This is a genomic window from Streptomyces sp. 135 (genome assembly GCF_020026305.1).
Lineage (GTDB): Bacteria > Actinomycetota > Actinomycetes > Streptomycetales > Streptomycetaceae > Streptomyces.
The window spans coordinates 3,838,752-3,857,037 of the sequence record NZ_CP075691.1 but is presented as its reverse complement, the minus strand read 5'-3'; the positions used below and the strand labels follow the sequence as shown (position 1 = coordinate 3,857,037).

At 72.6% G+C, this 18,286-nt stretch carries 15 protein-coding genes and 1 pseudogene; 9 read left to right on the top strand and 7 right to left on the bottom strand.

Annotated features, from left to right (window positions below; translation table 11 throughout):
- Nucleotides 1-85 precede the first annotated feature (85 nt).
- Complete coding sequence (locus KKZ08_RS17250; protein WP_223775309.1) at nucleotides 86-709, top strand: HAD hydrolase-like protein; 624 nt, start codon at nucleotides 86-88, stop codon at nucleotides 707-709.
- Here the strand turns inward: KKZ08_RS17250 and KKZ08_RS17245 are convergent.
- A complete protein-coding gene (locus KKZ08_RS17245) occupies nucleotides 706-957 on the bottom strand; it encodes a hypothetical protein (protein WP_223775308.1) in 252 nt (83 codons plus the stop codon). The genes KKZ08_RS17250 and KKZ08_RS17245 overlap by 4 nt on opposite strands.
- A gap of 206 nt (nucleotides 958-1,163) precedes the next feature.
- On the opposite strand from KKZ08_RS17245, the gene KKZ08_RS38845 reads away from it, so the two are divergent.
- On the top strand, nucleotides 1,164-1,547 hold the full coding sequence (locus KKZ08_RS38845; protein WP_276573896.1) for a cold-shock protein: 384 nt from the start codon (nucleotides 1,164-1,166) through the stop codon (nucleotides 1,545-1,547).
- A gap of 45 nt (nucleotides 1,548-1,592) precedes the next feature.
- Here the strand turns inward: KKZ08_RS38845 and KKZ08_RS17235 are convergent, their stop codons facing one another.
- The 4 genes and pseudogenes from KKZ08_RS17235 to KKZ08_RS17220 all read right to left on the bottom strand — a co-directional run bounded on the left by KKZ08_RS17235 (nucleotide 1,593) and on the right by KKZ08_RS17220 (nucleotide 5,117).
- Nucleotides 1,593-2,483 carry a 1,4-dihydroxy-6-naphthoate synthase gene (locus KKZ08_RS17235; protein ID WP_223775307.1) on the bottom strand — a complete coding sequence of 297 codons (891 nt, stop codon included), beginning with the start codon at nucleotides 2,481-2,483 and terminating at the stop codon, nucleotides 1,593-1,595.
- Nucleotides 2,476-3,134, bottom strand: a pseudogene (locus KKZ08_RS17230) (futalosine hydrolase). The gene KKZ08_RS17235 and the pseudogene KKZ08_RS17230 overlap by 8 nt, the downstream one beginning before the upstream one ends.
- 32 nt (nucleotides 3,135-3,166) lie before the next feature.
- Nucleotides 3,167-3,652, bottom strand: a complete 486-nt coding sequence (locus tag KKZ08_RS17225) for a DUF2771 domain-containing protein (protein WP_223775306.1) — start codon at nucleotides 3,650-3,652, stop codon at nucleotides 3,167-3,169.
- Between the two features lie 76 nt (nucleotides 3,653-3,728).
- Entirely contained in the window at nucleotides 3,729-5,117 is a 1,389-nt protein-coding gene (locus tag KKZ08_RS17220) for an MFS transporter (RefSeq protein ID WP_223779090.1), read from the bottom strand.
- A 356-nt stretch (nucleotides 5,118-5,473) separates the two neighbouring features.
- On the opposite strand from KKZ08_RS17220, the gene KKZ08_RS17215 reads away from it, so the two are divergent.
- The 3 genes from KKZ08_RS17215 to KKZ08_RS17205 all read left to right on the top strand — a co-directional run bounded on the left by KKZ08_RS17215 (nucleotide 5,474) and on the right by KKZ08_RS17205 (nucleotide 10,932).
- Nucleotides 5,474-6,412, top strand: a complete 939-nt coding sequence (locus KKZ08_RS17215) for a DUF3027 domain-containing protein (RefSeq protein WP_223775305.1) — start codon at nucleotides 5,474-5,476, stop codon at nucleotides 6,410-6,412.
- A gap of 300 nt (nucleotides 6,413-6,712) precedes the next feature.
- The gene (locus KKZ08_RS17210) at nucleotides 6,713-9,871 is read left to right on the top strand and encodes a molecular chaperone Hsp90 (RefSeq protein WP_223775304.1); all 3,159 of its coding nucleotides are present in this window, start codon (nucleotides 6,713-6,715) and stop codon (nucleotides 9,869-9,871) included.
- Between the two features lie 218 nt (nucleotides 9,872-10,089).
- Nucleotides 10,090-10,932, top strand: coding sequence for a DUF5707 domain-containing protein (locus KKZ08_RS17205; RefSeq protein WP_223775303.1), 843 nt, complete (start codon nucleotides 10,090-10,092; stop codon nucleotides 10,930-10,932).
- Nucleotides 10,933-10,965: 33 nt separating this feature from the next.
- On the opposite strand, the gene KKZ08_RS17200 is transcribed toward KKZ08_RS17205, so the two are convergent.
- Complete coding sequence (locus KKZ08_RS17200; RefSeq protein ID WP_223775302.1) at nucleotides 10,966-13,368, bottom strand: HAD-IC family P-type ATPase; 2,403 nt, start codon at nucleotides 13,366-13,368, stop codon at nucleotides 10,966-10,968.
- Between the two features lie 95 nt (nucleotides 13,369-13,463).
- Nucleotides 13,464-13,721 (bottom strand): DUF2530 domain-containing protein, encoded by a 258-nt coding sequence (locus tag KKZ08_RS17195; RefSeq protein ID WP_223775301.1) that lies wholly within the window; start codon nucleotides 13,719-13,721, stop codon nucleotides 13,464-13,466.
- A gap of 157 nt (nucleotides 13,722-13,878) precedes the next feature.
- Between KKZ08_RS17195 and KKZ08_RS17190 the strand changes: the two genes are divergently transcribed.
- From KKZ08_RS17190 to thpR, 4 genes are all read left to right on the top strand, one after another.
- A complete protein-coding gene (locus tag KKZ08_RS17190; RefSeq protein WP_223775300.1) occupies nucleotides 13,879-15,327 on the top strand; it encodes an NCS2 family permease in 1,449 nt (482 codons plus the stop codon).
- Between the two features lie 176 nt (nucleotides 15,328-15,503).
- Complete coding sequence (locus tag KKZ08_RS17185; RefSeq protein ID WP_127910828.1) at nucleotides 15,504-15,941, top strand: MarR family transcriptional regulator; 438 nt, start codon at nucleotides 15,504-15,506, stop codon at nucleotides 15,939-15,941.
- A 97-nt stretch (nucleotides 15,942-16,038) separates the two neighbouring features.
- Nucleotides 16,039-17,400 (top strand): MFS transporter, encoded by a 1,362-nt coding sequence (locus KKZ08_RS17180; protein WP_223775299.1) that lies wholly within the window; start codon nucleotides 16,039-16,041, stop codon nucleotides 17,398-17,400.
- 292 nt (nucleotides 17,401-17,692) lie between these two features.
- Nucleotides 17,693-18,283 carry an RNA 2',3'-cyclic phosphodiesterase gene (gene thpR / locus KKZ08_RS17175; protein ID WP_223775298.1) on the top strand — a complete coding sequence of 197 codons (591 nt, stop codon included), beginning with the start codon at nucleotides 17,693-17,695 and terminating at the stop codon, nucleotides 18,281-18,283.
- Nucleotides 18,284-18,286: the final 3 nt, after the last annotated feature.

The window sequence follows — 18,286 nt, the reverse complement described above, 5'->3', positions numbered from 1 at the left end:
TCGTTTCGGAGTGCGGAAACGGAATGTTGGTAAGGCTTGGCTAAGTCTAGGTGGGCCGGGAGGCCGCCTCGGCAGAATGGGAACCATGACCTCACGCGCGCTGACCGTCGGCTTCGACCTCGACATGACCCTGATCGACTCCCGGCCCGGCATCAAGGCCGCCTACCAGGCGCTCTCCGCGGAGACGGGGACGTACATCGACGCGGAGCTGGCCGTCACGCGCCTCGGGCCGCCGCTGGAGCAGGAGCTGCGGTACTGGTTCCCCGAGGAGAGGATCCAGGAGATGGGCGACCGCTACCGTGAGATCTATCCCACATACGCCATCGCGCCGACGCTCGCGATGCCCGGCGCCCGCGAGGCGGTGGCCGCGGTCCGCGCGCGCGGCGGCCGCGCGATCGTGGTGACCGCCAAGCACGAGCCGAACGCGAAGCTGCACCTGGCGCACCTCGGCATCGAGGCCGACGCCGTCATCGGCTGGCTCTGGGCGGAGGCAAAGGCCGTGGCGCTGCGTGAGCACGAGGCGGCCGTGTACGTCGGCGACCACACCGGCGACGTACGCGGCGCGCGTACGGCGGGCGCGCTGTCCGTCGCGGTGGCGACGGGGCCGTGTGACGCAGCGGAACTGCGCGCGGCGGGCGCCGACGTGGTCCTCGGCGGGCTGACGGAGTTCGGGGCCTGGTTCGACGCGTACGCCACCGGGCGCGGTTAGCCGGCCGCCGACCTGGCCTGCCGCCGCTGCACGGCGATGCCGCGCAGGACGCCCGCGGCCGCGATGAGGAAGCCGACGCCCATCAGCATGCACACCGCGTAGGCGAGGGGCGGGAAGGGATCGGTGCCGAGGAACAGCGGGGCCACCGTGACCAGTGTGGCCACGGCGCCGACGAAGAAGACGATCGCTCCGATCCGGACCATTCCGTCGCCGGGCCCGGCTGAATTCGTTTGGGTTTTGTCACGCACCCCACCAGGGTAGTTCCCAGCCCGAAGGAGGAACCCGAAGGAAGAGATCGGGGACGTCTTGTCACCGGCTCCCGGACCAATAGTCTTGGTCCCGGCGGGTCGGGCGACCCGCTGTAGTGCTATCCAGAGCCGTTTTCGCCCTGTCGTCTCCCGATGGGGCGGGCCGGCATAGACGAGTACGACGAGTACGAGGACGAGGACTTCACGTGCCTACCGGCAAGGTCAAGTGGTTCAACAGCGAGAAGGGCTTCGGCTTTCTCTCCCGCGACGACGGCGGCGACGTCTTCGTGCACTCCTCCGTACTGCCCGCCGGCGTCGACACACTCAAGCCCGGCCAGCGCGTGGATTTCGGTGTGGTCGCGGGGCAGCGCGGCGACCAGGCACTCTCCGTCACGATTCTCGACCCGACCCCGTCGGTCGCGGCCGCGCAGCGCCGCAAGCCGGACGAACTGGCGTCGATCGTCCAGGACCTGACGACGCTCCTGGAGAACATCACGCCGATGCTGGAGAAGGGCCGCTACCCCGACAAGGCGTCGGGCGCGAAGATCGCCGGCCTGCTGCGGGCGGTCGCCGACCAGTTGGACGTGTAGCCGCGCCCCTGTGTGCCGGGCGGGCTTCGCGGCCCGCCCGGCGTCTCACGGAAACGCCAGGGCGTCCGGCCGCAGGGCCGGTACGAGTCCCTCGGCCGCGGCCCGCGTCAGCAGGCCCCGCACGGCCGCGTAGCCGTCCTCGCCCAGGTCCGCCGTGAATTCGTTGACGTACAGGCCGATGTGCTGGTCCGCGACCGCGGGGTCCATCTCCTGCGCGTGCTCGAGGACGTAGGGGCGGGACGCCTCGGGGTCGTCCCAGGCCATGCGGACCGATGCGCGGGCCGCCCCCGCGAGCCGATCGAGGACCGCCGGGCCGAGGCTCCGCTTCGCGATGATCGCGCCCAGCGGGATCGGCAGGCCCGTCGTCGCCTCCCAGTGCTCGCCCATGTCGGCGAGGCGGTGCAGGCCGTAGTTCTGATAGGTGAAGCGGGCCTCGTGGATGACCAGGCCCGCGTCGACCTTGCCGTCCCGCACCGCGGGCATGATCTGGTCGAACGGCAGGACGACGATCTCGCCGACGCCCGCGCCGCCGAGCGTGTCCGCCGCCCAGAGCCGGAAGAGCAGGTACGCCGTCGACTTCTCGCTCGGCACGGCGACCGTCCTGCCCGTCAGGTCCACCCCGGGCTCCCGGGTCAGGACCAGGGGCCCGCAGCCCCGGCCGAGCGCGCCGCCGCAGGGCAGCAGCGCGTACGTGTCGAGGACGTAGGGCAGGACGGCGTACGAGACCTTCAGGACGTCCAGGTCCGCGTCGGAGGCGGCCTGCGCCGAGGTCGCCGTGCGCTCGGCGATGCCGTTGGTGATGTCGATGTCCGCGAACGTCACGTCCAGCTCGGGGGCGCCGGGCACCCGGCCGTGCGCCCACGCGTCAAAGACGAACGTGTCGTTGGGGCAGGGCGAGTACGCGATGCGCAGCGGCGACGACCCGGTCTCAGTCATGGGTGTGGTCATGGGGGTTCCAACTCTCCAGTACCGGCGCGAACTTCCCGAACGCGTCGCTCAGCGCGGCCAGCGCGTCGCCGATCCGCCAGGCCGCGCGGTCCCGCGGGCCGACGGGGTTGGAGACCGCGCGGACCTCCAGGACCGGCAGGCCGTGCAGGACGGCCGCCTCGGCGACACCGAAACCCTCCATCGCCTCGGCGAGGGCGCGCGGGTGGCGCAGCCGCAGCTCGGCGGCGCGCTCGGCGGTGCCGGTGACGGTGGAGACGGTCAGGACGGTGCCGGTCGCGGCACCGCAGGCGTCGGCGGTCTCCTGTACGAGGGAACGCGGCGGGAGACGGGTGACGGCGCCGAAGCCGAGTTCCGTGACGGGCGCGAAGCCGTCCGGGGTCTGCGCGCCCAGGTCGGCGACGGTGATCGCGTCGGCGACGACGAGGGAGCCCACGGGGGCGTCCGGCGGGAAACCGCCGCCGATGCCCGCCGAGACGACCAGGCCGTAGGGCCGGCCCTCGGCTGCGGCCCGGGCGAGCGCGGTGGCCGTGCCCGCCGCGGCGGCCGCCGGGCCCACGCCCACGGCCACGGCGTCCACGGCGCGGGGGCGGACAGCGCGCGGGCCACCGCGTCCCGTTCGGCGGGGACGGCGGTGGCCACCAGGACACGCGGGTGGAGCACCGGACCGGAGGTCAGGAGTCCTTCTTGAACTTGAACGACCACAGGCCCGTGGCCTTCTGCGTACCGCCCTTGCCGCCTTCGAGGAGGCTGACGGTCGACTTGTCGCCGCCGCCGCCGTACTGCTGGTTGAAGAAGACGCTGCCGGGGATGACCACGTACGTCTTCTTGCTGGCCTCGGTCAGCGGCTGGCCGTTCATGAGGAGGGTCCAGCCCTTCTCGGCGACCTCCGGGTCGACGCCGAAGCGGACTTTCTCGTCGGGGTCGACCTTGACGGTCTTCACGTCCTTGTCCTGGAGGCAGGACTTCAGCTGCGACTGCTTGAGCTCCTTGCCGTCGTTGTAGCAGGAGGCTTCCGTGTGCACCGAGTCGCTGCCGACCGTCACGGTGGCCAGCGGCGTCGGCTTGTCACAGGCCGAGAGGACGAGGAGTCCGGCGGAGACGGCGCCAAGGGCGGCGACGGAGCGGCGCCGACGCGCCGAGGAACGCTGGGAGGTCATGGGCGAAGGCTATCGGGCACGCCGGGGGGTGCTGTTACGCGGGGGTCGTGGGCGCGGCGCGCACCCGCCCGCGCCCTCACACGACCCGGGCGCCGCGGGGCCCGCCGCGACGGGCCGTCGCGAGGAGTCCCCGCACGGTCGAGAGCCAGCCGAGCGCCACGATCCCCGCGGCCACCGTCAGGCCGAGCGAGCCGTTGAGCGGCAGGGCGATGCCGACGCCGCCGCCGATCACCCAGGCGACCTGGAGCAGCGTCTCGGAGCGGGCGAAGGCGGAGGTGCGGACCTGCTCCGGGACGTCCCGCTGGATCAGCGCGTCCAGCGACAGCTTGGAGAGGGCCTGCGCGAAGCCCGCGCACGCGCCGAGACAGGCGACCGCCACCGGGCTGAAGAACACCGCGGAGGTGATCGCCACGCCCAGCACCACCGCGACGACGGTCACGATGATCAATTCGGGGGCCCGTGACTTCAGCCAGGCGCCCACGGCCGTGCCGAGCGCGTTGCCCGCGCCCGCCGACACGCCCACTATCCCGAGCGAGACGGCGGCGCTCTGCCCGCCCAGCGGATGCTCGCGCAGCAGGAACGCCAGGAAGAAGATGAGGAAGCCCGACAGACAGCGCAGCGCGGCGTTCACGGCCAGGGCGTGGGTGACGGCCGGGCCGACCGTACGCAGCCCGAGGAGCCCCTTGCGGGTGGTGTCGGCGGCGGCCTCGGAGCGGGCGTGCAGATGCAGGTGCTCCTCGTCGGCGGCGAGCAGCGCCTTGCTCTCCCCCTTGGCCGAGTCGACCTTGCGGGGCAGCGAGAACGACAGGAACATCCCCGATACGAAGATCACGAACGCGCCGTACAGCGGCCAGCGCGGGCCGAGGGCCTGGAGCCCGGCGCCGGCCGGCGCCGCCACGGCCGTCGCGAGGAGACCGCCGAGGGTCACCCGGGAGTTCGCCTTCACCAGGGAGAACCCGGGTGGCAGCAGACGCGGTACGACAGCGCTTCGCACCACGCCGTACGCCTTCGAGGCCACCAGGACGCCGAGCGCCGCCGGATACAGCTCCACGCTGCCGGTGGCGACGGCGCCCGAGAGCACCAGCGCGAGCAGGGCGCGGGCCAGCATCGCGCCCGCCATCGCGGCGCGGCGGCCGTGCGGGACGCGGTCCAGGAGCGGGCCGATGACGGGGGCGAGCAGTGTGAAGGGCGCCATCGTGATGGCGAGGTAGAGCGCGACGCGGCCGCGCGCCTCGTCCGTCGGCACGGAGAAGAAGACGGTGGAGGCGAGCGCGACGGTGACCATGACGTCGCCCGCGCCGTTCACCGCGTGCAGCTCGATCAGCTTCCCGAGGCCCGACTCGCCCGCGCCGTGGGCATGGGTCGCTTTTCGGATGCCGCGGGCCGTGCCGGTGAAAGGCAGGTGCAGCGCCCGCCCCAGCGCACGCGCGGCCCGTCGCGCCGGTCCCGGCGAGACGGTTTCCACGGACGTCGACCTGGTGCGGGCCACCCCGTCATAGTGCCCCCTTGGGGGCCCTACTAGTACGGATACCCGCTGTGAGCCGTGCCGCGGTGTCCTCGCGGGCGGCCGCGCGAAGAGGGGCCCGGCGGGGCGGCGCGTACGTCGGTGTAGGCCCAGGGGCCGGGAGAAGGTAGCGTGCGTAGCGCGCCTGCGGCGGTTGTTCTTGGCCGCGCGCCTCTCGGTCATCCCGCAGAATGGGTGACGTAGGTGCGCCCGAGGACGTCGGGCGCGGACGTTGACGCGGCCCCCAGGTCCGCTCCGTCCGCCCCCCGCGTAAAGGTGGCGCACTCGTGAGACGGCGTAGGAGAGAAGCGATACCTGTGAGCGCAGCGACAACGCGAAGCCGTACCCCGCGCACCCCGCGTACCCCCGACCGCCTGTGCGCCGAGGCGGTCGGCCTGGCGCGCGCCGCGGCCGAGGAGGCCGCCGCGCCCGGTGTGGTCGGTGAGCATGTCGAGGTCGTCGTCGAGGGCGACCGCGTCGTCACGCACCTCTTCGAGTGCAAGGAGTTCGGCTACCGCGGCTGGCGCTGGGCGGTGACGGTGGCCCGTGCCTCGCGGGCGAAGGTCGTCACGCTCGACGAGACGGTGCTGCTGCCGGGCCCCGACGCCCTCCTCGCCCCCGAGTGGGTGCCGTGGAGCGAGCGGCTGCGCCCGGGCGACATGGGCCCCGGCGACCTGCTGCCGACCGACGCCGAGGACCTGCGCCTGGAGCCCGGCTTCACGGGTGAGGAGGAGCCGCCGCCGAACTCCATCGTCTCGGAGCAGATGGCGGAGCTCGTCGAGGCCGAGGACGCCGAGGTCACGGCCGGGTCGCCCGCCGAGCTGCCGATGGCGCCGGCGCGGGGCTCCATCGCGGCCGTCGCCGACGAGCTGGGCATGCGCCGCGCGCGGGTCCTCTCGCGGTACGGGCTGCATGTCGCCGCCGACCGCTGGGAGGAGACGCACGGCGCGAAGACCCCGATGGCCCAAGCGGCACCCGCGGCCTGCGTCAGCTGCGGCTTCCTGGTGGCCATCGGCGGCTCGCTGGGCCAGGCCTTCGGCATCTGCGCCAACGAGTTCGGCCCCGCGGATGGCCATGTCGTCTCCCTGTCGTACGGCTGCGGGGGCCACTCGGAGGCCGCCGTCATGCCGAAGCCGCCCCGGCCGGCGCCGCCGGTCCTGGACGAGACGCGGGTGGACGTACTGCCGCTGCGGCCCTCGGCGGACTCCGGCTCGGTGACGCTGGAGGGGCCGAGCGAGGACCTGGGCCACAGCTAGCGGGTTCTGGCGGGGCGCCTCGGACCGGCCGGGGGCGGTGCAGCGCCGGCGCGGGTCGGCGCGGCGGAGCCCCACCCCCCTCAGGGGCGCGGGGAACTGCGCGAGCAACCCCGAGGCACCCGCACCCGAGACAGAGCCGTACCCCCCGCCCCACGGAGCCCGGCCCGCACCCCCCCAGGCCCCCCACCAGGACGCGGTACCGTTCGCCCCCACGGCAACCCCGGCCGACAGTGGAAGGTGAGCCGGGGCATGCCCGGCGCCACCCGTCCAGCGCAGTGCGACCGCCAAGGAGAGACGACCGTGAGCAAGACCGTGCGGCCGGCGGCCGAAGGTACGGACCCCTTCGGCACCGCCCGCCTCCGCCGCGGAGTCCTCGACGCGTGGGCGGCGGCCCCGGCCCGTTTCCGCGAGGACGCCAACGCCGAGGAGGACCTCGCCCTCGGCGGCTACCGCGACCGCCTGGTCGTCGAGCTCGCCCAGAACGCCTCCGACGCCGCCGCCCGCGCGGGCGTCCCCGGGCGCCTGGCCCTGACGCTGCGCGACGGCGTCCTCGCCGCCGCGAACCGCGGCGCGCCGCTCGACGCCGCCGGGGTGGAGTCCCTGTCCACCCTGCGCGCCTCCGCGAAGCGGGAGGAGACCCTGGCCCAGCGGGGACAGAGCGTCGGCCGGTTCGGCGTGGGCTTCGCCGCCGTGCTCGCCGTCAGTGACGAGCCCGCCGTCGTGGGCCGTACCGGCGGCGTCCGCTGGTCCCTGTCGGAGGCGCGGGAACTGGCCGCGGAGACCGCCCGCTTCAGCCCCGGCCTCGGCGACGAGATCCGGCGCAGGGACGGCCACGTCCCGCTGCTGCGGCTGCCGCTGGCCGCGGAGGGCATCGCCCCGGAGGGGTACGACACCGTCGTCATCCTGCCGCTGCGCGACGCCGCCGCGGAGGACCTCGTCACCCGGCTGCTCGACGGGATCGACGACGCGCTGCTGCTCGCCCTGCCCGGCCTGGACGAGGTCTGTGTCGAGACGCCGGACGGCGGTGTGCGCACCCTGCGCCGCCGCACCGAGGACCCGTACACCGTCGTCGAGGACAGCCGTGACGGCACGACCCGCTGGCGCACCGTCGTCCGCCAGGGCCCGCTCGACGCCGCGCTGCTGAAGGACCGGCCCGTCGAGGAGCGGCTGCGCCCGCACTGGTCGGTCACCTGGGCCGTGCCCGCCGACGCCGACGGCGCCCCGCAGCGTCCCCGCACCGCCCCCGTCCTGCACGCCCCGACCCCGAGCGACGAGCCGCTTGGCGTACCGGCGCTGCTCATCGCCTCCCTCCCGCTGGACACCGCCCGGCGCCACGCGGCGCCCGGGCCGCTGACCGACTTCCTCGTGCAGCGGGCGGCGGACGCGTACGTCGAACTCCTCACCGCCTGGCGGCCGGTGACCGAGGGGATCATCGGGCTCGTGCCAGGACCGCTGGGCCGCAGCGAGCTCGACGGCGCGCTGCGCCAGGCCGTCCTGGAGCGGCTGCCGCGCGCCGCCTTCCTGCCGCCCGCCCTGCCCCGCCGCGAGGAGGACGAGGACGAGCTGCCCGAGGCCCTGCGGCCCCGGGACGCGGAGGTCGTGGAGGGCGCGGGCGCCGACACCGTGCGCGTGCTCGCCGAGGTGCTGCCGAGCCTGCTGCCCGCGGGCCTTGAGCGCCGGGCCGAGCTGCGCACCCTGGGTGTCGCCCGCGTCCCGCTGACGGAGGCGATCGACCGCCTCGCGGGTCTGGAGCGTGAACCGGGCTGGTGGTGGCGGCTGTACGACACCCTCGCCGGTCTCGACCCGGAGCGGCTCTCGGGGCTTCCGGTGCCGTTGGCCGGGGGCACCTCCCAGGCTTTCGGCTCTGGGGGAGGGCGGACGACGATCGGGCCGCGCCAGGTGCTGCTGCCCGCGTCCGGCGATGAGCGCGACCCCGCCTCCCTGGCCCGGCTCGGCCTGAAGGTCGCCCACCCCGACGCCGCCCACCCGCTGCTGGAAAAGCTGGGCGCGCTGCCCGCCACGCCCCGCGCCGTCCTGACCACGCCGCAGGTGCGCGCGGCGGTCGCCGCCTCCCTCGACGACGACACCTGGGACGAGGACGCCCTGGACGCCGAGGAGCTCGCGGACGTCGTCCTGGCGCTGGCGCGGGACGCGAACCTCTCGCCGGGCGACGAGCCGTGGCTCGGCGCGCTCGCCCTGCCCGACGAGGACGGCGAACTCGCGCCCGCCGGTGAACTCGTCCTGCCCGGCAGCGCCTTCGCCGAGGTCATGCGGGACGACGAACTGGCGCTCGTGGACCAGGAGTTGGCGGACCGCTGGGGCGAGCAGCCGCTGGCCGCCTGCGGGGTGCTCGCCACCTTCGCGCTGGTGCGGGCCACCGATGTCGTCCTCGACCCCGACGAGCTGGAGCCCCGCGAGGGCGACTTCGCCGAACCGGACGACGCCGGCCTCCTGGACGCCGTGGACGTGTGGTGCGAGGACCTGCTGGACCGGCTGCCGGACACGCCGGTGCCGCCGGTGGCCACCGAGATCGTCGCCGTGCGGGACCTGGACCTGGTCGACGACGACCGCTGGCCGCAGGCGCTCGCCATGCTCTCGCGCCCGCCGCTGCGTGACGCGCTGACCCAGCCTCTGCGCGTGCTGCTGCCGGACGGCACGACACAGACCGTCCGTTCGTACACGGCCTGGTGGCTGCGCGGCCATCCCGTCCTCGGCGGCCGCCGCCCGGCCGGGCTGCGCGCGGAGGGCGGCGATCCGCTCCTGGTGGGGCTGTATGACGCTGCGGACGCCTCCGGGTTCGGCGACGAGCAGGTGCTGCGGGCCCTTGGCGTACGCACCTCCGTGGCCGCGCTGCTCGCCGAGCCGGGCGGCGCCGCCGAGCTGCTCGACCGGCTCGCGGATCCGGAGCGGACCGTCTCCGCCGCGCAGCTGCACGCGCTGTACGGCGCGCTGGCCGACCTCGACCCGGAGCAGGTGACGCTCCCGGACGAGGTGCGCGCGGTGGTGGACGGTGAGGTCGTGGTGGTCGACGCGGCGGACGCGGTGGTCGCCGACGCCCCCGATCTGCTGCCGCTGGCGGGCGGCGTGGCGCTGCTGCCCGTCGACCCGCGCAAGGCCGGGGATCTCGCGGAGCTGTTCCAGGTGCGCAGGCTCAGCGAGACGGCGGCCGTCGAGCCCGCGGGGCAGGGCGTCGAGCGGGCGGTGCCGGAACCGGTGCGGATCCTGCTGGGGGCGGCGACCCCGCGGACGTACGTCGAGCATGACGAACTGGTCGCGGGCGGCGTGGAGCTGGACTGGCGGCGCACCCCGGACGGCGCCGTGCACGCGGCGACCCTGGAGGGGGTGGCGGCCGGGCTCGCCTGGGCGGCGGGGCAGTGGCCCCGGCGCTTCGAGGTGGCGGCGCTGCTCGAAGACCCCTCGCGGACGGCGGAGTTGGCGCGGGACCGCTGGTTCGACTGACGCACCGACGCGCGGAGTGCCGTGTTCCGCCCCTGCGGCCGGGGCAGAACGGGGCGGAACGTGACACTCCGCGGTCTGGTCGTAGAATCTTCATCCGTCGTACAACCGTTCGCCCCTGTCGCGGGTCTGATCTTGCGAGTCAACAGACTCCTAGATCACTTGGGCCTCGCGTGACGGCGAACGCACCGTGAGGCCCCCTTCTCCACTTGGGGAAACACATGCGCATCCGTGCCACCGTGGCCGTACTGACCGGCACCCTGGCCCTGTCCGCACTGGCTGTTCCGGCCGCCCAGGCCACCGACGCCCCGAAGGTCCCGAACCTCACCACCTTCTCCCAGAAGGGCCCGGCGGACGAGACCGTGGGCGACACCAAGATCACGAAGGTCACCGTCAACGGCGGCAAGGACATCGTGGTCGGCACCTCCGCCAAGAAGACGGTCACCATCACCGTCACCGCCACGGACCCGAGCGGCATCAAGGACGGCGCCGCGCTCCTGTGGCACGGCTCGAAGTTCACCGCGGACGAGATCGACGGGTCCATGGTCCCGGACGAGGACGAGGCCGCCGACTGCAAGGCCGTCAACGCCACCACGGGCACCTGCACCATCAAGGTCGTCGCCGACCCGAAGACGAACATCTACGGCAACATCCTCGCCGGCAAGTGGAAGGTCTGGGCGGGCGCCCAGGCCAAGGACGGCGACTACGTCATCCGGGACACCTACGCGAGCAACGTCTCGGTGAAGCGGGCCGCCAAGCTGACCACCAACGCCTCCCCGGAGCCGGTCAAGAAGGGCAGGACCATCACGGTCACCGGCGCCCTGACCCGCGCCAACTGGGACACCGCGAAGTACGCGGGCTACACCAGCCAGTCCGTGAAGCTCCAGTTCAAGAAGAAGGGCGCCAGCACGTACTCCACCGTCAAGACGGTGAAGTCCGGCTCCAAGGGCGCCCTGAAGACCACCGTCACGGCCTCCGCCGACGGCTACTTCCGCTACTCCTTCGCCGGCACGTCCACCACCCCGGCCGTGACGGCGACCAGCGACTTCATCGACGTCCAGTAGTCACGGAAGGTCCAGTAGCCACGGCAGTACGGGCTACGCCGGGACGCGGCGGTCCACCCAGCGGTAGATGACCTCGATGGCCAGCGAGGCCACCGCCGCGATCGCGACCGCCGCCCACGGCATCGTCGTGCCCACCAGCTTCAGCTGGAAGAAGTCCTGGAGCCAGGGCACGGTCAGCACGAGCAGGAAGCCGAGACCCATCGCGCCGATGAGGCCGATCCGCCACCACGTGTAGGGGCGGGCGATGATGGCGAGCACCCACATGGCGATCAGGAACAGCGCCAGGGTGGCCGCGCTGGTCTCGGCTTCCCGCGCGCCCGCGCCCTCGTAGTGGTGCCGGGCCAGCAGATACGTCGTGAAGGTCGCGACGCCCGCGATGACGCCGCCCGGGATCGCGTACCGCATCACCCGGCGGACGAAGTGCGGCTGCGCGCGCTCCTTGTTGGGGGCGAGCGCCAGGAAGAAGGCCGGGACGCCGATGGTCAGCGTGGAGAGCAGCGTCAGGTGCCGGGGCAGGAAGAGGTACTCGACCTGCGAGCAGACCACGAGCAGCGCGAGGATGACCGAGTAGACGGTCTTCACCAGGAACAGCGTGGCGACGCGCGTGATGTTGCCGATGACGCGGCGGCCTTCCGCGACCACCGAGGGCAGCGTCGCGAAGCTGTTGTTGAGCAGCACGATCTGGGCGACCGCCCGCGTGGCCTCCGAGCCCGAGCCCATCGAGACCCCGATGTCGGCGTCCTTCAGGGCCAGTACGTCGTTCACGCCGTCGCCGGTCATCGCGACCGTGTGGCCGCGTGACTGGAGGGCACCCACCATGTCGCGCTTCTGCTGCGGGGTGACCCGGCCGAAGACGGAGTTGTCGTCGAGGGCCTGTCCCATCTCCTCCCGCTCGGCGGGCAGCCGCCGCGCGTCCACGGTGTTCGCGGCACCCGGCAGCCCGAGCTTGCCCGCGACCGCGCTCACCGAGACCGCGTTGTCGCCGGAGATGACCTTGGCGGCGACGTCCTGCTCCTCGAAGTAGCGCAGGGTGTCGGCGGCGTCGGGGCGCAGCCGCTGCTCCAGGACGACCAGGGCGGTCGCCCGTGCCCCGTCGGCCACGTCGGCGGCGTCGAGGTCACCGGCCACCCGGGCGAGGAGCAGGACCCGCAGGCCCTGCTGGTTGAGCTCCTCGATCTCGGCGAGGGACGGGTCGTCGTCGGGCAGCAGCACGTCGGGCGCGCCGAGCAGCCAGGCGGACGTGGTGCCGTCGCCCTCGCTGAAGGAGGCGCCGCTGTACTTGCGGGCGGAGGAGAAGGGCAGCGACTGGGTGCAGCGCCACTCCTCGCTGTCGGGGTAGGTGTCGATGATCGCCTGGAGCGAGGCGTTCGGCCGCGGGTCGGACTCGCCGAGGGCGCCGAGGACCTTGCGTACGTAGGACTCGTCGCCGCCGTCTAGGGTGCGCAGCTCGGTGACGTCCATGCCGCCCTCGGTGAGGGTGCCGGTCTTGTCCAGGCAGACCGTGTCGACGCGGGCCAGGCCCTCGATCGCCGGGAGCTCCTGCACGAGGCACTGCTGGCGGCCGAGCCGGATGACGCCGATCGCGAAGGCGACGGAGGTGAGGAGCACGAGCCCCTCGGGGATCATGGGGACGATCCCGCCCACGGTGTAGGCGATGGACTCCTTGAAGTTGTCGTCCTTGACGACGAGCTGGGAGATCACCAGGCCGATGGAGGTCGGGACCATCAGCCACGTCACGTATTTGAGGATCGTGGAGATGCCGGAGCGCAGCTCGGAGTGGACGAGCGTGAAGCGGGAGGCCTCCTCGGCGAGCTGCGCGGCGTACGCCTCGCGGCCGACCTTGGTGGCGGTGAAGGAACCGCCGCCCGCGACCACGAACGAGCCGGACATCATCCGGTCGCCGGGCTTCTTGACGACGGGGTCGGCCTCACCGGTCAGCAGCGACTCGTCGATCTCCAGGCTGTCGGTCTCCACGGCCTCGCCGTCGACCGGGATCTTGTCGCCGGGCCCCAGCTCCACCAGGTCGCCGAGGACGATCTCGGAGGTGGAGATCTCGGCGGCCCTGCCGTCGCGCCGCACGGTCGGCCTGGCCTCGCCGATGAGCGCGAGGGAGTCCAGGGTCTTCTTGGCGCGCCACTCCTGGATGATGCCGATGGCGGTGTTGGCGACGATCACGAAGCCGAAGAGGCTGTCCTGGATCGGCGCCACGAAGAGCATGATCACCCAGAGCACGCCGATGATCGCGTTGAACCGGGTGAAGACGTTGCCCCGGACGATCTCGCCGAGGGAGCGTGAGCTGCGTACCGGTACGTCGTTGACCTCGCCGCGGGCCACCCGCTCGGCGACCTCGGCGGAGCTCAGGCCCTTGGGCCGCCCCACGGGGGGTGGCACCGGGTGGACCGGGTCGAGTTCGGCGCCCGCGTCGATATGCGTCATGCATTCGACGGTAAGGGTGGTGACGGGGCTTCACCCCTCGAATGCCCCGAAGATCCGACCACGGTAGGACACGTCCGGTCCCGTGGTCGGACGGACTACCGGGACTCGGTGACTTTCGCCCTCTTGATAGCGGCGTCGCGCACCCGTACGTACCAGATGCCGATGAGGCCGAGGCCGGCGCCGGCCAGGCACGTCCACACCCACCAGGTGGCGTCGCGGTCGTCGAACCAGCCGTAGAACGGGAGCTGGACGAGGAAGAGGACGAACCAGAGGATCGTGCCTCCGGTGATGGTGGCGACCACGGGGCCCTCCAGGGGCTCCGGCGCCTCGTGCTTGGGGGTCCACTTCTCCATGGGGACAGCTTACGAGGCGGGCCCCACACCGCCCACACCCCTTGTCCGGCAGGGGTCTACGCGCGGAGATAGCGATTTCCCCCTCATGTATTCATACTGAAACGGCTTATGAATGGCCGGTTGTTTTCGTACGAATATACAAGTCACGAGGTTCCCCATGTCCCCCTCGGCCAGTGCCCCGGTCGACGCCGGTAAAGAGGCCCCGAAGCGCCCGCAGGGCGGTCTCGACGCCTTCTTCAAGATCACGGAACGCGGTTCCACCGTGGTCAGGGAAGTCCGCGGCGGCTTCGCCACCTTCTTCGCGATGGCCTACATCATCGTGCTGAACCCGATCATCCTGGGCAGCGCGAAGGACATGTACGGGCACCAGCTCGACAACGAGCAGCTGGTGACCGCGACCGTGCTCACCGCCGCCTTCACCACGCTCCTGATGGGCGTCATCGGCAACGTCCCGATCGCGCTCGCCGCGGGCCTCGGCGTGAACACCGTCGTCGCCCTCCAGCTCGCGCCGCGCATGTCGTGGCCCGACGCCATGGGCATGGTCGTCCTCGCGGGCTTCGTCGTGATGCTGCTCGTCGCGACCGGGCTGCGGGAGCGCGTGATGAGCGCCGTGCCGCTCGGCCTGCGCAAGGGCATCGCGATCGGCATCGGCCTGTTCATCATGCTGATCGGCCTCGTCGACTCCGGCTTCGTCTCGCGCATGCCGGACGCCGCCCACACCACCGTGCCGCTCCAGCTCGGCGGCGACGGCCACCTCAACGGCTGGCCGGTCCTGGTCTTCGTGCTCGGCGTGCTGCTCACGCTGGCGCTGATCGTGCGCAAGGTGCCGGGTGCCATCCTCATCAGCATCGTCGTGATGACCATCGTCGCGATGATCATCAACTCGGTGGCGAAGGTGCCGTCCTGGGGCCTGACCACCCCGAAGTGGCCGGGCAACCCCGTCTCGACGCCGGACTTCGGGCTCGTGGGCGACCTCAGCCTGTTCGGCGGCTTCGAGAAGGTCGGCGTCCTGACCGGCGTCCTGTTCGTCTTCACCGTGCTGCTCTCGACCTTCTTCGACGCCATGGGCACGATCATGGGCATCGGCGACGAGGCCAAGCTGACCGACGAGAACGGCAACATGCCCGGCATCAACAAGGTGCTCTTCGTCGACGGCATCGCGGTCGCCGCGGGCGGCGCCTCATCCGCCTCCGCCACCACCTGCTTCGTGGAGTCCACGGCGGGCGTCGGCGAGGGTGCGCGGACCGGCCTCGCGAACGTCGTCACCGGCGGCCTCTTCGCCGTGGCGCTCTTCCTCACGCCGGTCGCCACGATGGTCCCGTCCCAGGCGGCCACGCCCGCGCTGCTCGCGGTGGGCTTCCTGATCCTGTCCGGCTCGATCCGGCAGATCGACTGGAGCGACCCGACGATCGCCATCCCCGCGTTCGTGACGATGCTGATGATGCCGTTCACGTACTCGATCACCAACGGCATCGGCATGGGCTTCATCACGTTCACCGTGCTGCGGCTCGCCGCCGGGCGGGGGCGTGAGGTGCCTGCCGCGATGTACGCGGTGTCGGCGGTCTTCGCCTTCTACTACCTGATGCCGGCGCTGAACCTGACGTAGGCCTGCCGGGGCCAGCAGGGCCCGGCAGAGCGGAGAGAGGCGCCCCCCGGACACGACCGGGGGGCGCCTCTCCTTTCGTGGCCGGCTCACTCGTACGGGTGGTGACCGGGTTTGCCGGGAGTGGATCAGGGAAACCGAGTGGTCCTTAGCCAGGGTAATGAGTTACTCTAACGAACATGCCGGACCTCTCCCATGGTGACGACGCCGTCGCCGTGAACGCCCTGCGCTCCGCTGTGATGCGCCTGTCCCGTCGACTCAAGCACCAGCGCGTCGACGAGTCGCTGAGCCCCACCGAGATGTCGGTGCTCGGCACCCTTGCCCGCTGCGGCAGCGCCACCCCGGGCGAGCTCGCCCGCAAGGAGCACGTGCAGCCGCCGTCGATGACCCGCATCGTCGCCCTGCTGGAGGCCAAGGGGCTGGTCCGGCTCGAGCCGCACCCCGAGGACCGCCGCCAGAAGGTGGTCACCCAGACCGAGACCGCCGAGGCGATGCTCGAGGAGAGCCGCCGCAAGCGGAACGCCTGGCTGGCCGGCCTGGTCGAACACCTCGACGACGACGAGTGGGCGCGCCTGCGGGCCGCCGCGCCCGTCCTGGAGAAGCTCGCGCACCTGTGACCGCGGGTTTGACGGCCGCCGAACGGGTGACCGGTGAACCTCGTCCGACGCTCGTGACCCTTCCGACCCTTCGTACGCCAAAGGAGGCGAACGCACTTTGAGTACGGGATCCGGAGCAGACTCCGCCCCCGCACCGACCAACCTCGACAAGACGGCCGGAACGGCCCGCCGCAAGTCCTCGATGTTCAGCTCGCTGAAGATCCGCAACTACCGGCTCTTCGCGACCGGAGCGGTCGTCTCGAACACCGGCACGTGGATGGCCCGCATCACCCAGGACTGGCTGGTGCTCAGCCTCACCGGGTCCTCGGCGGCCGTCGGCATCACCACGGCCATGCAGTTCCTGCCGATGCTGCTCTTCGGCCTCTACGGCGGCGTGATCGCCGACCGCTTCGCCAAGCGGAGCCTGCTCTTCTGCACCCAGGGCGCGATGAGCATCAGCGGGCTCTTCCTCGCCGCGCTCACCCTCAGCGGGCACGTCCAGGTCTGGCACGTCTACCTCGCGGCCTTCTTCACCGGTCTCGTCACCGTCGTCGACAACCCGACGCGGCAGTCCTTCGTGTCCGAGATGGTGGGGCCGGACCAGGTCCGCAACGCCGTCTCGCTGAACTCGGCGAACTTCCAGTCCGCCCGGCTCATCGGCCCCGCCGTGGCGAGCGTGCTGACCGCGGCCGTCGGGCCCGGCTGGGCGTTCCTCGCCAACGGCCTGTCCTTCCTCGCGCCGCTCACCGGCCTGCTCCTCATGCGGACCTCCGAGCTGCACCCCACCCCGCGCAAGCCGCGCGGCAAGGGGCAGCTGCGGGAGGGCCTCACGTACGTCTCCCGGCACCCCGAGCTGATCTGGCCGATCGTCCTCGTCGGCTTCATCGGCACCTTCGGCTTCAACTTCCCGATCTGGATGAGCGCCTTCGCGGACGACGTCTTCCACGGTGGCGTGGGGATGTACGGGCTCTTCAACACGCTGATGGCGGTCGGTTCGCTGGCGGGGGCGCTCCTCGCGGCCCGGCGCGGCACCTCGCGGCTGCGGCTGCTCGCCGGGGCGGCGATCGCCTTCGGCGTGCTCCAGATCGTGGCCGCGTTCGCGCCCGAGCTGTGGATGTTCGTCGCGCTGATCGTGCCCATCGGCATCCTCGGCCTGACGGTGAACGTCACCGCCAACTCCTCGGTCCAGATGGCGACGGACCCGGAGATGCGGGGCCGCGTCATGTCCCTGTTCATGATGGTCTTCACCGGCGGCACGCCGCTCGGCGGACCGCTCTTCGGCTGGCTCGCCGACGCCTACGGCGTCCGGATCAGCATGGCGGTGGGCGGCCTGGTCTGTGCGGTCGCCGCGGCCGGCGTGGGCCTGATGCTGGCCCGCGCCGCGAACCTCCGCCTGAAGGTGGACCTGCGCCGGGGCCGGCAGCACGTGCGGTTCGTGCCGAGAGAACCGAGGGAAAGGGCACTGGCCACGGCGGCGTGACGCCGCCGTGGCCTTCCGGGGAGCGGTGCGGGGTCCGGGTCAGACGCGTCCGGCCAGGACCTGGCCCGGACAGTTGTCGCCCGACTCCGCCGCGTGTACCGGGAGCGCGCGGCCGATGCCCCGGCCCGCGAAGCGGTGGTCGGCGGTCAGGAGGTGCCCGCCACTACGCCACCGATCTCGGCGCTCCAGGGCTCGCCCGTCGTCAGGTACCGCTCGATCATCGCGACGGCCTTCGGATCCGATGACGGCGGGGACGTCGTCGGCCCCGCCGGGTGCAGGGAGAATGCGCCGCATGAGACTCTTCGCCGCGGTGCGGCCGCCGGACGCCGTGACCGCTGAACTGGCCGCCGTCACCGCCGCGTTGCGGGACCTGCCCGGCTCCGGCGCGCTGCGCTGGGCCACCCGGGACAGCTGGCACTTCACGCTCGCGTTCATGGCCGAGGTGCCGCCGGAGACCCTGCCCGACCTCACCGCCCGCCTGGCGCGGGCCGCGCACCGCACCCCGCCCTTCACCCTCGCCCTGCGCGGCGGCGGGCACTTCGGCGACCGGGTGCTGTGGGCCGGCGTCTCGGGTGAGGCGGCCGCGCTGCGCCACCTCGCCGGGCGGGCGGACGCGGCGGCGCGCAAGGCGGGGATCGCGATGGAGGAGCCCCGGCACTACCGCCCGCACCTGACGCTGGCCCGCGGCGGAGGCGGGGCCGACCTGCGGCCGTACGCCGACGCCCTCGCCGCCTTCGCGGGCACGTCCTGGACGGTCGACGAGCTGATCCTCGTACGCAGCACGCTGCCGAAGAGCGGTGTGCCGGGGGAGCGGCCCCGCCACGAGACGGTCGGGAGGTGGCCGCTGGGAGGCGGCGCCCGGCTTCCGGACGCGGCCGGTTAACCT

Bases quoted from the DNA above. Each gene is read 5' to 3' on its own strand.
- KKZ08_RS17250 (WP_223775309.1), top strand. From the start codon at position 86: ATGACCTCACGCGCGCTGACCGTCGGCTTCGACCTCGACATGACCCTG.
- KKZ08_RS17235 (WP_223775307.1), bottom strand. From the start codon at position 2,483: ATGACTGAGACCGGGTCGTCGCCGCTGCGCATCGCGTACTCGCCCTGC.
- KKZ08_RS17225 (WP_223775306.1), bottom strand. From the start codon at position 3,652: ATGACCTCCCAGCGTTCCTCGGCGCGTCGGCGCCGCTCCGTCGCCGCC.
- KKZ08_RS17205 (WP_223775303.1), top strand. From the start codon at position 10,090: ATGCGCATCCGTGCCACCGTGGCCGTACTGACCGGCACCCTGGCCCTG.
- KKZ08_RS17200 (WP_223775302.1), bottom strand. From the start codon at position 13,368: ATGACGCATATCGACGCGGGCGCCGAACTCGACCCGGTCCACCCGGTG.
- KKZ08_RS17195 (WP_223775301.1), bottom strand. From the start codon at position 13,721: ATGGAGAAGTGGACCCCCAAGCACGAGGCGCCGGAGCCCCTGGAGGGC.
- KKZ08_RS17190 (WP_223775300.1), top strand. From the start codon at position 13,879: ATGTCCCCCTCGGCCAGTGCCCCGGTCGACGCCGGTAAAGAGGCCCCG.
- KKZ08_RS17185 (WP_127910828.1), top strand. From the start codon at position 15,504: ATGCCGGACCTCTCCCATGGTGACGACGCCGTCGCCGTGAACGCCCTG.
- thpR (WP_223775298.1), top strand. From the start codon at position 17,693: ATGAGACTCTTCGCCGCGGTGCGGCCGCCGGACGCCGTGACCGCTGAA.